Here is a 12281-nt window from a genome sequence, read left to right on the forward strand (position 1 = left end):
TGAGTGCTTGCAGTGCCGTGGTGTACTTCTCTCCGGTCGCCTTCATGCGTTCCCTGGCGGCTTGCTGCAGCCGACGGGAGGTTCGCTTCTCAGTTGTCATGACGTCCCTGCTTTCCCGCGGGGGCGGACGGTGATGCCGGCGGCGTGCAGGTGCCGGTTGATGGTCATCTCGCTGCATCCGGCAAGGTGCGCGATCTGTGCCATAGTCCTCCCTTGCGTCTCATAGTGGTCGCGTAGCCAATCGGAATCGAGGGTGAAGGTGGGGGGTCGTCCGCGACGCGACTTGGTGCCCGTGTCGGCGAGGATGCGGCCCACGGTCTGCCGGGACACGTTCACGTCCGCGGCGATCTCGTACGTCGACGCCCCCGCCGCATACGCCCGCGCTAACACATCGGGAGGCATCACGTCCGCGGCCGTTGATCGTGCTGGGCGGCTCCGCGCCCACGCCGCAGGCGCGTCCGGGACACCGTCCGAAGGCTCGGGTGTCCATGTGACGGGCTCATCGATGCCGTTGACGAGAAGGAAGTCCGCGGCGAGCTGGTCGAGTCCCGTCCGCACCGCTGACGGCAGTCCATCGGCGAAGCGGGCGACGGCCGGCGCGGTCACCCCTGCCTGATCCCACTCCGGCGGGATCGAATGGATCGGATTCCCCGACAGTGTCCGGTGCAGGAGCGCCCGGGCCAAACGCCATCGTCGTCCACCCCCAGCCGATACCCCCGCCACCCGGCACACCTCCTGCCACTGGGATTCGAGGAGGATCCCGCTGTAGTCGAGGGCGCGACGTCGGGCGTAGTCAACGGGCACGTCATGCGTATCGAGGAACGCGGCCAGCCGGAGGATCGCGTGCAGGGTGCCCACGTCATGAGAGCTGCGACCGAGGTCACGCATCACATGGGTCACCTGGCGGGCCGGCGCCTGCGGATCGAGCAATGCAAGAGCGGCGGAGTGTGTGAGCCTCGTGCCCGTGAACACCACCGCCGCCGCCAACGCCGACGCCACCACCTCACTGCCGACCCGTTGCGGCGCGTACCGGGTGATCCACTCGCCCCACAACTGTGCCGGTACCTTTCGCGCTCGTTCGACCGGGCTGACCCCTGACGGTGGTGCGGACTGCAGGAACACCGTCGGCCGGCGACGACGCCCCAGCGCGGCCGCGATCAGGGTCTGCAGTTGCGGCGTGTGCGCCGTGTACGACGAACTCTGAGCCAGCCGCCCCTGCAGCAGCGCGGCGACACTGCCCGGCTTCGCCAGTGCGGTGACGGCGAGGGTGGTGCCGACGGCGGCCCCGACGGCAGAATCCGGTCGTGCCCGTACTGCCGTCGTCCAATCCTCGCTCGCCCTAAACAGCGCCACGAGCTCCTCACCAAGCGGACTGATGTCGAGGCGATCGCCGGCGGCAATCGCGTGCCGGGCGGTACGGGACAGCAACCGAGTGTCTTCCAGCACCGCGACCGCCGGCTGCGGCGCCTCCGCATAGATCCCGAACCCTGCCCCGCCGGTGGAAACGATCCGCATCAACGCCCGCTGCGCATCCAGGACCGCCCGCGACACTGGAGTGCGGGTCGGGTCGGCCGTGAGGTCGGCCCGACACCGGTTCGCTTGCGGGCCCCGTCCCGGCCCTTGGACGGGATTGTGGCACCGGCCAGGAACGGGAACAAGCGCGAGCGGGTGGGCACGGTACCGGGCAGGACGATCACACACGGGGCACCGGTCCACGAGCAGGCGGCGGTGGCGAAAACAGGCGAACCCGAACGGGAACTGCCACGACATCCGCCACCGGCCACCCGAATCGACCAGGCACTCCGGGCAGTAGCGTCCCGCGGTCCCCGCCGCCGGGCATTGCGAACTGATCCGCCCCCGCCGGGTGTACCGGATCGCATGGTGCGCGAACCGCATTCTCGTCATCTCCTGGAACTGATCCGCCGGAATGCCCGTCGACGCCTCGAGCCGCGACGCCTGCTCATCAGTCAGCGCGGTGGCCCAACTGTCCGCCATCCACGCGGTCGCCGACACCGCCACACCCTCCTGCTGCTCGATGAGGCCGAGCGCGCAGGCCATCTCGTTCATCGTCGCCCCATAGGTGGCCGCCATCTTCTCCAGCCAAGAGTCGAACGGCTCATCAGGCAGCGGCCGCACCCGAAACGGCAGCACCCGCACCTCATAGGAAATCGTCGACGTCGTGGTCATGCGGCGGCCGCCTCGCCGTCCTGGTTCTTGCGGCGGCGTGCCTGGTGGTTTCGCAGCTGCTGATCCAGCTTCGCCTCAAGCTCGCGGCGCTCCGTCTCCGCGCCCTCATCGATGCGGATGTCGTCGAGCAGTTCCCGATCGATGACCTCCCGCCCTGTGCGGATCGCGCGGGACGCGCCGCGACGGATCAGGTCCATGAGGGATCCGATGTTGCCGGTGGTGCGGGCGAACAGGTACCGGGACAGGTCGACCAGCATCCCGGGGCGAGCACCGGTGAGGACGAGAGCTTGTTCGACGCCGAATAGCAGCCGGTCCCACTCCTCCCTGCCCCTCTTGTGGGTAAGCGTGAAGGGGCTGAGCCCGAGGACGGTCCATCGGCGGAAGGTCTGCGCCATCGCCGCCTCCCGGCCGGTCTCCCCTTCACCCACCAGGCCGCGGGCGCGGAGGGCGACGCCGGCGAACAAGAACGTCGCGTTGTATTCGTTTGCGAGCCACTTCAGCTGGTTGGCGACTTCGACCCCGTCGCGGGTGCGCATGTTCAAGAAGTGCAGGTCGTCAACGATCACCAGCCGGGTGTCATGCCGTTCGATGCACTCCGCCGCCGCCCGGGCCAGGTCCCGGCCGGCCATGGAGCGGTGCAGGATGCCGGCGGTGGCGGGGTGGGCGTAGAAGCCGAGGATCATCATGTGCAGGCCCTTGATCGTCAGCCGCCCCGTCAGCGTCACATGACACACCGGCAGGTGCCGCACGTCCCTGTCCGCGTCCAGCCATCCCCCGGCCTCCGCGATCCGCTGCTGGTGGAACACGCGGCCGAAGTTGTTCACCACGGTCGACTTCCCGAGCGCCGGCGGGGCGTCGATCGCTGCGGCTGACTTCACCCGGTCGGAGTCCTGCAGGTTGGAGTCGAGGATGTCCGCCAGCTGCAGTTCGATGTCCTCTACCTGCCGTGTGCGCAGCAGGATGTTCGCGTGCCACACCCGCCGCTCCAAGTCGTAGACGACGCGATCGCGAGCAGGCAACGACTCCAGCTGGGCGCGCGAGAGCTCCTCAGGGCGAGCGCGGGGAGGCCGTTCGGCGAAGTCTGTCCAGCCCTCGTAGGTGGAGAGGCTCCGTTGGCGGGGCGGCTGCTGCGGGGCGCTCGTCGGGCTGGTCATCGGAGCATCTCCATCGGTTCGAAGTGGTAGTCGCCGCGGATGGTGGGCTCGTCGATGTCGTCCTCGTCGTCATCATCACCGGTCTCGGGCGTGTCGACGCGTCGGCGCGGGTCGCGGACGGAGCCGGTGAGCTCGGTTCCGAGATCAGACGAGGCGGTCAGTTCCGCGTCGAGCATCCGTTGCACGGTGCGTAGCGACCACACCCCGTCCGGGTCCGGTTCCTTGTCGTTCAGCTGTGCGGCCATCCGGGCGCTCATCCGCCGCTCCGATGGCGTCAGACCACGGCCGGCGCCCCAGTCCTCCAGCAGCTGCGCGGCGACGTCGTCAACCTGGGAGGGGCGACCCTGCCGGATTGCGATCTTCTTCGCGTACTCCAACGCGTCCAGGCTGAACGGGGTGTCGAAGCTGCCCTTGTGCTCCCATTCGAGGGTGTGCCAGGTGTGGTCCTCGGGGTCGTGGAAGTAGATTCTGGTGAGGTCGTCGGGGTTGACGAAGAATGGCCACTCCGTACCCTTGTCGCGGTGGATCGACCGGGCCCGGTTGCGGTACTTCGCGACCGACTCGCCGGTGTAGCGGAGTTTGTGGATCTCCACCCCGTAGTGGTTGAACTGCCGCTTCACCACCGGCAGCAGCTCCAGCAGCACGTTCCGGTCGGTGGGCAGACGCAGCTGTCCCGCGACAGCCAGGCCCTGTTCGTATCGTTGCGCGGGGCTGAGCTTTACCCCGGGCAGGTTTGGATCCTCCAACGAACTGTGGGGACGAAGGTGGTAGACGGTGGCTACCCATTCCCGGATGATCTGCTCCAGCTGCGGCACCGTGTAGACGGCCTCTGCTTCGGGGTCCTCGCCGCGTCCGGCGACGTCCGCGCCCTTGTAGCCGGGCAGCTCTTGCAGCAGGTCGTCGAGGGTGCGGAAGAATCGTTCCACGGGGCTCTTGTCGGTGGGCTGGTAGATCCGGGCGGGTTGGATCGAGATCCCCAACCGGGCGCACCCGCTGGTGAGATGCTCCGACAGGTAGGCGGCGCCGTGGTCGACGACCAGCGTCTCCGGCAGGATGCCGGCGCGGGTGAACCGGGACACCTTCGTACGGGTCGGGTCTACCAGCAGCGTGTCGGGCAGACCGTGGTACGGCCAGCGAGCGGACGTGCCCCAATCCGTGGGCGTATCAAACGGTTGCAGCGCCTCCATCAGCACGCCGGCGACGTCGATCGATTTCGTCGAACCCGGCGTGAGCCGCAGTCCGAGGATGCACCGCGAGTACAGGTCCATCGCGATCGTGAGATCCGCTGACACCCATTTCCCGGTCACCGGGGCGACGGCGAACACGTTCAGCGGCGTGGTGTCCATCAGCACGTACTCGCCCGGCCGGACCGCCGACAACCGCCCGTAGGGTGCGGAGGGTCGGTTCGCGGTCGACCGTTTGCGTTTGGTGGGGCCGGTGAATGTGGCCCGGCCTCGATCCAGCTCAGCCAGCGCGTTGTACGCGCTCGCGCGCGAGGGGCGCTTCACTGTCCCCGGGCCGTGGACGCGCTCGGTGCGTGCATTGATCCGGTCGATGATGATCTTCTTGGAGACCTTCGCTTCGGGGGTCTGCTCATCCAGGACCGTCTGCGCGGTAGCGATCCACCGCGGGTCGAACCCGGTCAGCGCGTTTCCGGCTTGGGAGGACCGGTAGTCCATCAGGCCCGCCTCCCCGGACTCCCGGTACTGCGCCACCCAGCGGCGCACGGTCCGTTCGCCCTTCCCGAGTTCGGTCGCCTTCGCCGCAGTCCGCTGTCGCAGACTGTGCTGCGGGTGGTATTCCAGGCGCGGCTCACCCTCCCGCGGGATCTGCGGAGTGCCGGACTTGTATCCGGTGAGCACCTCGCGGACGTGGTCGGCGCGCTCCATGGTGCGTGCCTTCGCGGAGTCGGTAGCGTCCGCCCACAGCACCCCCAGCGGAGTAGCATCCCTTTCCCGCGTGTGGCCAGGGATGTGGGCCTTGCCGCCCTCGGCGGCGGGGCGCAGCACGTCGACCATCCGGAGTCGGCGGTGCCGGCCCGTGCGGTCGCGGATGATCACCGCCCCGTCAGCGATCTCCGCGACCGTGCACGCCTCCCCGTCGTAGACGAAGTCCATCCCAGGTCGCAGCATCCAGCTATCCATCATCATGCTTCCTCTCAAAGTGAGTAGTCGGGGATCGGGTGCCGGGACTCAGGCCGTGTCACGGAGGGATGAGCCGCTCTCCGCCGTCACGCGAAGATGCCGCGCCGGTGGCTGCACGACGCGCGTACCGAGCACTTGCCGCAGGTACTCCTCAACGGCGCGCAGCAGCTGGGCTGCCGCTTCCTTGTCCGCTCTCGGTGACTGCGGGGGCACCGGCAGGGCCACGGGGATGCCCAGCGCCTCGCATGCTCGCGCCGTGTCGGCCTCGCGGTCGCGCTCCGATCTCGTCGACCGCTCCGGGCCAGCCTCCTCGAAGAGCAGGGAGGGAGTGCCAGGTCGAAGGTCGTCTCGTGCGCTCATGTCAGCTCCAATACGCTCGTCGTGCTCAACAGGTGGGACAGGTCCGTGCGCAAACGCTGTGTCCACAGCAGGTGCAGCACGAGGGAACGGGCGAACCGCTGCTCTCCCGCGATCGGAGTCACGGCACGCACCGCTTCCCCGAACGTCACAGCGGCTCCCAGCACGGTCGCCGCGGCATCGACCTGCCCGGGATCGAACTGGAAGCTGCGCCGGTACCCGGCGAGGAACTGCACATTCGCCAGCAGCACCGGATCGGGCTCGGAGCACACCCGGTACTCCCAGCCATGCGCCTCGACCTCCCGCCGCGTCCAGTCCAGCGAGTCCCGCACCGCCGGGACCTGCAGCTTCGCCGCCGGCTTCACATCGACAACGCACACCAACCGGTCTGTGTGCGAGATCAGATAGTCCGGGATGTGCCTGCGGGTCGTGCCGTGATCGTCGCCCTCCATCAGGAACGGCTGGGACAGGATCCAGTCCACTCGCGGGTCGAAGTCGCACAGCAGCAGGTTCGCGTACTCCAGCCGCGACTCGTACCCCACGGGCGCCTGCATCGTCGCGGACCAGTACGAGCCGGAGAAGTGACGCTGCTTGCGGTACCAGCGGAACTCACGCCACGGCACCGCCGCCGCGAACACCCCCAACCGGGCATCCGGCAGCGAAACGACGTCGACGTGATCCTGCATCATACGGATCCGGATCGTCGACGCCACCGCGATCATCCCCGACCCGGCTCCCCGGCCCGCAGCTCACCATCGCCCGTGTCCCCGGTCGGAACCTGACAGCGGTGCGTGCGCATGAACACATGCTGTTGCCCCGCGACCGCGCAGCGGAACTCACCGACGCCACAGAAAGAAGTGAGCAGCTTTGTACTAAATCACTAAACAGCTAATCACTAGTAAATGTCACATTCACTACCAAGCTCGATGTTGCGCCTGTCAGATACACAACAAACCTCCGCCGACCAGTCGGCGGCGTCCGACGCATATGAGACACTCGGAGCATGACGGCGATCCACCCGATTGCCCCCGAAGACTCCAAAGCGCTCTTCGGGAACAGCTACATGCACACCGTGCTGGTCGAGATCACCCGGCACGGCGATGAACCGTTCTCCCCGAAGCAGATCATCGACGCCACCGGACTGCCCGGCGGGATCATCCACCCGCTCATCAAGAGGCTGAAGTCCAGGCATTTCATCGAGTACCTGGGCCGTGTGCCCGGGGAGAAGACCACGCTGTACCAGGTCCGCGACAACCCCTACATGCGCGCCGCCCGCGAGTACGCCGAAGCTGCGCCCGAGATCCCGCAGCATCGAGCCGCCAGCTAACCCACGGCGCCCCGGATCGACCCACAGCTCGGTCGCGACGACCGGTGAGCGACGTGTTCGACGTGCGTCGCGCCACCACGTGCCACCGCTGCCGAATTCGCAAGGTGCGGCGTCCAGAGCACACACTGGTGCGTTCTCCATGTTTCATGAATCTTGAATTTGATCTAGACTGGGTAGGTGCCAACCCTTGCCCGCGCGGCCGAGCTGTCGAAGGCGGTCTTCGGCAGCGAGCACATGCTTTCCGTGATGTGGCAGATCTCGCAGGCACCGGACGCAACGTTCAACGCTCCCGCCATCGAACGGGCCACGGGCCTGGCCGGGAGCATCGTGCACGGCATGCTCGCACGACTCAAACGCGCCGGCCTCATCGAGGTCGTGGGCCATCTCGAGGGAGAACGCACCCTCGCCTACCAGCGTCGCGACCATCTCGTATGGCAGGCGGCGTCTCAACTCACGTCCGAGGTGACTGACACCCTGGGCATCGGAGGCCCCTATGACAGCTAGCCCCTCCACGACCGTCGCCGGGACGTCCGGGGTGAGTTGGCAAACCGGTGCCCATCGCGTCCACGTCGACCTCGAGCTTCACCTCCCGGAGATCCAGCGCCGCCGCGCCACAAACGCGGCGGGGTCTGTACAAGACCTGGACACTCTGCGGTTCCTGCTGACGCTCCCCGTCGATCAGCCCACCGCCCTCGCGGGCCTCGATGCGTACGAGCGGCGCCTGGCTCGGCGAGCCGTCCGCTGCGGGTTCGCCGAAGAGCGCGCCGTCGCCCGCAGCCAGTCCACTCTCATCCGAAGAGCGGAGCCTCCCGTGACGGTGCGGCTGATATCGGTGTTCGGCCCGTTCCGTCGCAGCACCCTGCAGTTGGCGACGACATTCGCCCCCTACGGGCGTCGTCGACTCGTCGTCCCCTCTGGACGGCTCGACGAGATATTGTTGCTCGAAGCAACCTTCTACGGTGTCGGCGTTACGGTGGCCGACGCCAACGGCGAGCGGACCGTCGCCGCGTCGGCGCCCTTCCAGCCCGCCCGGTTCACTGGCGCCTCCTGGCTGTTCGCTGAGCGCATCTACGGCCAGGCGCTCAGCTCAGCGACCGCCACCGGGCAAGTGTCGGCGGCATCGAGATCATGACACCCGTGTGCTGGGCGAGCCGAACATGCTCCGCTTCAGCCTCCGCCAGACGCTGATTCCACCACCGTGCCACTTGAGAGGTCCCCATCGAGGTGACGATACCTGCGATCTCGTCCAGCGCGGCCAGATTGTGCAGGTGAGCCCGGAGCCGATCCTCATCGGAGCCGGTGAACGAGTCCACCGCGCGTCCCTCACAGTGGCGACACGGGCACGGCCACGGAGTCGCGCTGGCGAACCACTTCAGGTGCATCTCGCTGGACCGGGCGAATCGCATCAGCTCCGGCATCAGCACGTGCGGCGTGCGATCACCAGGGCGACTCGAGTACGGTCGGCTGCCCGGCACCGGCAGGCGCCGCAGGCTCGGGATCTGCCCGATCACGGCCGCGCGAGCGCCGGACGCGAACGCATCGATGCCAGCGAAGTCCGCCCGCCACGGCACCGCACCCTTCACCTCGCCGAAGAACCGGCGATACGACTCCGGCGCCCCCTTGAGATTCAGAGGATCACCCGCCTTCGCTCCCAGCGCCAACGCCACCGGATGACGGCTCCGCGCGGCGACCGCGATCAACTGCGAGATGTGATCCGGCGTCGACCACTTCTGATGGACGGCCAACGGGAGGATCACGTCGTCGCGGTCGATATTGTCCGCAGCCGCGAGGACCGCCTTAAGCGCCCCCGGGTCTGCGACGTCCACAAACCCCGCTGGGATCACCGCGACCGCCGCGCCTGCATCGCGCTGCGCCTGGAGAGTCTCCTCCACCGTGGGCGCGATGAGCGCATCCACCGGTTCATCGATAATCAACGGGCGCTCGGCCGTCGCCGGAGCGAGCACCGAAGTCGGCTCGATAAGGAAAACCAAATCCTGATGCCGCGCCCGCAGGCGCCAGGCGGTCTGAAGAGCCGTCGGCCCCGACAACACCATGCCGCCGTGTTCCATGTTCACGTGCGGGGCGGTCTGCATCGTCTCACCGCCAGCCATCGTGAACACTCGCCCGCCCAAAGTGCGCTCGACCAGCGTGGCACCGGCGAGCGACTCACGCGTCGTCCGCGAAACCAGAGAGCTGTCGACCACCTCGATGTTGGCCCGATCGGTCATGCTGCGCTCCTCACGTAAAGGTCTTCGAACTCGTCCTGAACCAGGAACGCGTCGCGCGCGAGCTCTGCGACGCTCTCACCCTCATTCAGCCGCTGCTGCACCACCCGGTCGATCAGACCAGGATGTTCCTCGGCGATCGCTACCGGCTCTACGCTCCGATATCCGGCGCGGGAGAGCTCGATGTTCAACTGCCGGTAACGGCCCTCGCTGATCACATCCAGATCCACCGCACGCCGCAGCAGCGCCGCGATCGACACCCGCCACTTCGACTTCAACCGTGCCAAGCCCGGGATCGTCACCGGTGCCGCCGCCAGATCCATGCGCACATCCTGCGCCGGCATCAAGAACTCCGCCGCGAACCGATCCGCCTCAGACTCCTGCGTCTCCGACGGCACCTGATGCATCACCGCGTGCGCAAGCTCATGCGCCAGCGAGAACCGCTGCCGATCCGGCGGAATGTGATCTCCCAGCAGCACCACTGGTCGCTGTCCTTCCGGCCAGCTCACCATCGCATCGATCCGCTCCGACCCCAACGATCGCTTCACCACCACAACCCCGGCATCCTCCAGCGAGCGCACGAGGTCTTCCAGCGGACCGGACGCGATACCGATCGACGCACGCACCTCCTGCGCGATCTCCTCCGGAGTATCGAAGCCATCGGGCGGAAGCGGGTGCCGCACCAGCCGCACCGGCGTGTCTCCCGCGACGAGCCCCGTCACTTGCAAGTGCAGCAATTCCAGTTCTGCCCGCAACCGGTTCGCCACCGACAGGGGCAACGTGGAGCGCTTGCGATGGAACACATACGGCGCCGCTCCCTCATCCACCGGGACCGTCAGCAGCACCGGTGGAACACGCAGCACACCGCTCAGCTTCTCCAGGCGGTCGGGGTCCAACTCCACCAGCCCGGATTCCGCCTTCGACAGCACCGCTTGCGAGATCCCCGTGGCTTCGGACAACGCACCCTGCGTCCACCCACGCGCAACTCGGACCGTGCCGAGCATCACCCGGCCGGTCCGGCGATCAGAAGCAAACTCTGCCATGACTCCCATCTTAGTCAGCGCCTCCGACAATCGCGCGATCCATGTGCAGAAATATTCTCGCGTGTTGGATGTGAACAGCCCACTCTGACCGCGACCCCACGCCAGACCGGGTCGACGGAGATGAGCCGCCCGATCACGTCGATGCCAAATCCATCCACCGCACTTGGCCGAATGGCCAAGTGCGGGCCAAGTTGACACAGAAACGGCCATCTTCACGTGGAACCTACAACTACCCGAAGTCGCCCGGCGCCATGTCGGTGAAGCGCGAGAAGTGACCCTGGAAGGCGACCGTGATGGTGTCGGTCGGCCCGTTGCGGTGCTTCGCGACGATCAGGTCGGCTTCGCCGGCGCGGGGGCTGTCGCGCTCGTAGGCGGCCTCGCGGTGCAGCAGCACGACCATGTCGGCATCTTGCTCGATCGAGCCGGACTCCCGGAGGTCGGACAACGCGGGCTTCTTGTCGGCGCGCTGCTCGGCACCACGGTTCAGCTGCGACAGTGCCACGACCGGCACGCCGAGCTCCTTCGCGAGCAGCTTGAGCGCGCGCGAGAACTCCGAGACCTCCTGCTGACGCGACTCGACGCGCTTGCCCGACGTCATGAGCTGGAGGTAGTCGATGACGACCATCTTGAGACCCACGCGCTGCTTGAGTCGACGGCACTTGGCCCGGATCTCGACGAGGGTCATGTTGGGCGAGTCGTCGATATAGAGAGGTGCGTCGTTGATGCGGCCGCGCGTCGCGGCGATCGTCGTCCAGTCGCGCGAGTCGAGCGTGCCCTTGCGCATGGCCTGCAGGGGGATCGAGCCCTCGGCGCTCATGAGGCGCATGGCGATCTCGCTGCGCCCCATCTCGAGCGAGAAGAAGATCGTGGGCATGTCGTGCTTGATCGCCGCGGAACGAGCGAAGTCGAGCGCGAGCGTCGACTTACCCATGGCGGGGCGCGCCGCGATGATGATCATCTGGCCGGGGTGCATGCCGTTGGTCAGCTGATCGAGACCCGAGAAGCCGGTCGGGATGCCCGTCATCTGACCGTCGCGACCCCGAGCCGCCTCGATCTCTTCGACGGCGGCGTCGACCGCGGTCGTGAGCGGCACGTAGTCCTCCGCCGCCTCGGCGCCCGTGACCGAGTAGATCTCGGCCTGCGCGCTGTTGACGAGGTCGAGCGCCTCGCCCTGACCCGAGTAGCCCATCTGCACGATGCGCGTGCCGGCGTCGACGAGACGGCGCAGAAGTGCGCGCTCATTGACGATCGAGGCGTAGTAGCCGGCGTTCGCGGCGGTCGGAACGATCGAGGTGAGGGTGTGCAGGTAGTCCGCACCGCCCGCACGCTGGAGCTCGCCGGTCTTGATCAGCTCGTCGGTGACGGCGACGACGTCCGTCGGCTCGCCGTGCGAGTACAGCGTCAGGATCGCTTCGAAGATCAACTCGTGCTTCGGCACGTAGAAGTCGGTGCCGCGCAGCGACTCGATGACGTCGGCGACGGCATCCTTCGACAGCATCATGCCGCCGAGCGTGCTCTGCTCCGCGAGGAAGTCGTGCGGCGGGGTGCGCTGATTGTCGCGGGGACCACCGAGACGGTCGTCCGAAATGTCCGCGATCGACATGCACACTCCCTTTCTGCGCGTCAGCGCGCAGCCCCCCGACTGCCGGAGACCACGCTATGGACGGGGTCTGACACCCGCAACACGGCCTGTGGATAACTCTGTGGAGAGTGTGCGAGAAACGCCGAGAAGCCTGTGCACAACAGTTGTGGACAACTCCGGGATCGAGTGCTTCTTCAGGTCGATAAAACCTTCTTGATCTGGGCTTAATGATTCCACAGCCTGTGGGCTGAGAAGTGGTTGA

Annotated in this window: 11 protein-coding genes; 3 read left to right on the forward strand and 8 right to left on the reverse strand. The window is 67.2% G+C overall.

The window, feature by feature from the left end; translation table 11 throughout:
- Positions 1-96 precede the first annotated feature (96 nt).
- The 5 genes from ACTIFV_RS02290 to ACTIFV_RS02310 form a co-directional block, all read right to left on the reverse strand.
- The gene (locus ACTIFV_RS02290) at positions 97-2187 is read right to left on the reverse strand and encodes a TniQ family protein (protein ID WP_138174602.1); all 2091 of its coding nucleotides are present in this window, start codon (positions 2185-2187) and stop codon (positions 97-99) included.
- A complete protein-coding gene (locus ACTIFV_RS02295; RefSeq protein WP_138174604.1) occupies positions 2184-3341 on the reverse strand; it encodes an AAA family ATPase in 1158 nt (385 codons plus the stop codon). The genes ACTIFV_RS02290 and ACTIFV_RS02295 overlap by 4 nt, the downstream gene beginning before the upstream one ends.
- A complete protein-coding gene (locus ACTIFV_RS02300) occupies positions 3338-5458 on the reverse strand; it encodes an integrase (RefSeq protein WP_336647671.1) in 2121 nt (706 codons plus the stop codon). The genes ACTIFV_RS02295 and ACTIFV_RS02300 overlap by 4 nt, the downstream gene beginning before the upstream one ends.
- 75 nt (positions 5459-5533) lie before the next feature.
- A complete protein-coding gene (locus ACTIFV_RS02305) occupies positions 5534-5845 on the reverse strand; it encodes a hypothetical protein (protein WP_138174608.1) in 312 nt (103 codons plus the stop codon).
- On the reverse strand, positions 5842-6555 hold the full coding sequence (locus ACTIFV_RS02310) for a TnsA-like heteromeric transposase endonuclease subunit (protein WP_212743498.1): 714 nt from the start codon (positions 6553-6555) through the stop codon (positions 5842-5844). Before ACTIFV_RS02310 ends, ACTIFV_RS02305 begins: the two co-directional genes overlap by 4 nt.
- Before the next feature lie 290 nt (positions 6556-6845).
- On the opposite strand from ACTIFV_RS02310, the gene ACTIFV_RS02315 reads away from it, so the two are divergent.
- The 3 genes from ACTIFV_RS02315 (at position 6846) to ACTIFV_RS02325 (ending at position 8301) form a co-directional block, all read left to right on the forward strand.
- The gene (locus tag ACTIFV_RS02315) at positions 6846-7169 is read left to right on the forward strand and encodes a hypothetical protein (protein WP_138174610.1); all 324 of its coding nucleotides are present in this window, start codon (positions 6846-6848) and stop codon (positions 7167-7169) included.
- Positions 7170-7346: 177 nt separating this feature from the next.
- Positions 7347-7673 carry a MarR family transcriptional regulator gene (locus ACTIFV_RS02320; protein WP_138174612.1) on the forward strand — a complete coding sequence of 109 codons (327 nt, stop codon included), beginning with the start codon at positions 7347-7349 and terminating at the stop codon, positions 7671-7673.
- The gene (locus ACTIFV_RS02325; protein WP_171024261.1) at positions 7663-8301 is read left to right on the forward strand and encodes a hypothetical protein; all 639 of its coding nucleotides are present in this window, start codon (positions 7663-7665) and stop codon (positions 8299-8301) included. Before ACTIFV_RS02320 ends, ACTIFV_RS02325 begins: the two co-directional genes overlap by 11 nt.
- Here the strand turns inward: ACTIFV_RS02325 and ACTIFV_RS02330 are convergent.
- The 3 genes from ACTIFV_RS02330 to dnaB form a co-directional block, all read right to left on the reverse strand.
- Positions 8252-9397, reverse strand: a complete 1146-nt coding sequence (locus ACTIFV_RS02330; RefSeq protein WP_138174616.1) for a hypothetical protein — start codon at positions 9395-9397, stop codon at positions 8252-8254. The genes ACTIFV_RS02325 and ACTIFV_RS02330 overlap by 50 nt on opposite strands.
- Positions 9394-10437, reverse strand: a complete 1044-nt coding sequence (locus ACTIFV_RS02335; RefSeq protein ID WP_171024262.1) for a helix-turn-helix domain-containing protein — start codon at positions 10435-10437, stop codon at positions 9394-9396. Before ACTIFV_RS02335 ends, ACTIFV_RS02330 begins: the two co-directional genes overlap by 4 nt.
- A 229-nt stretch (positions 10438-10666) precedes the next feature.
- Positions 10667-12040 carry a replicative DNA helicase gene (gene dnaB / locus ACTIFV_RS02340; RefSeq protein WP_439591146.1) on the reverse strand — a complete coding sequence of 458 codons (1374 nt, stop codon included), beginning with the start codon at positions 12038-12040 and terminating at the stop codon, positions 10667-10669.
- Between the last annotated feature and the right edge of the window lie 241 nt (positions 12041-12281).

The sequence above is a fragment of the Microbacterium sp. genome, assembly GCF_051860965.1.
In the GTDB taxonomy this organism is placed as follows: Bacteria; Actinomycetota; Actinomycetes; order Actinomycetales; family Microbacteriaceae; genus Microbacterium.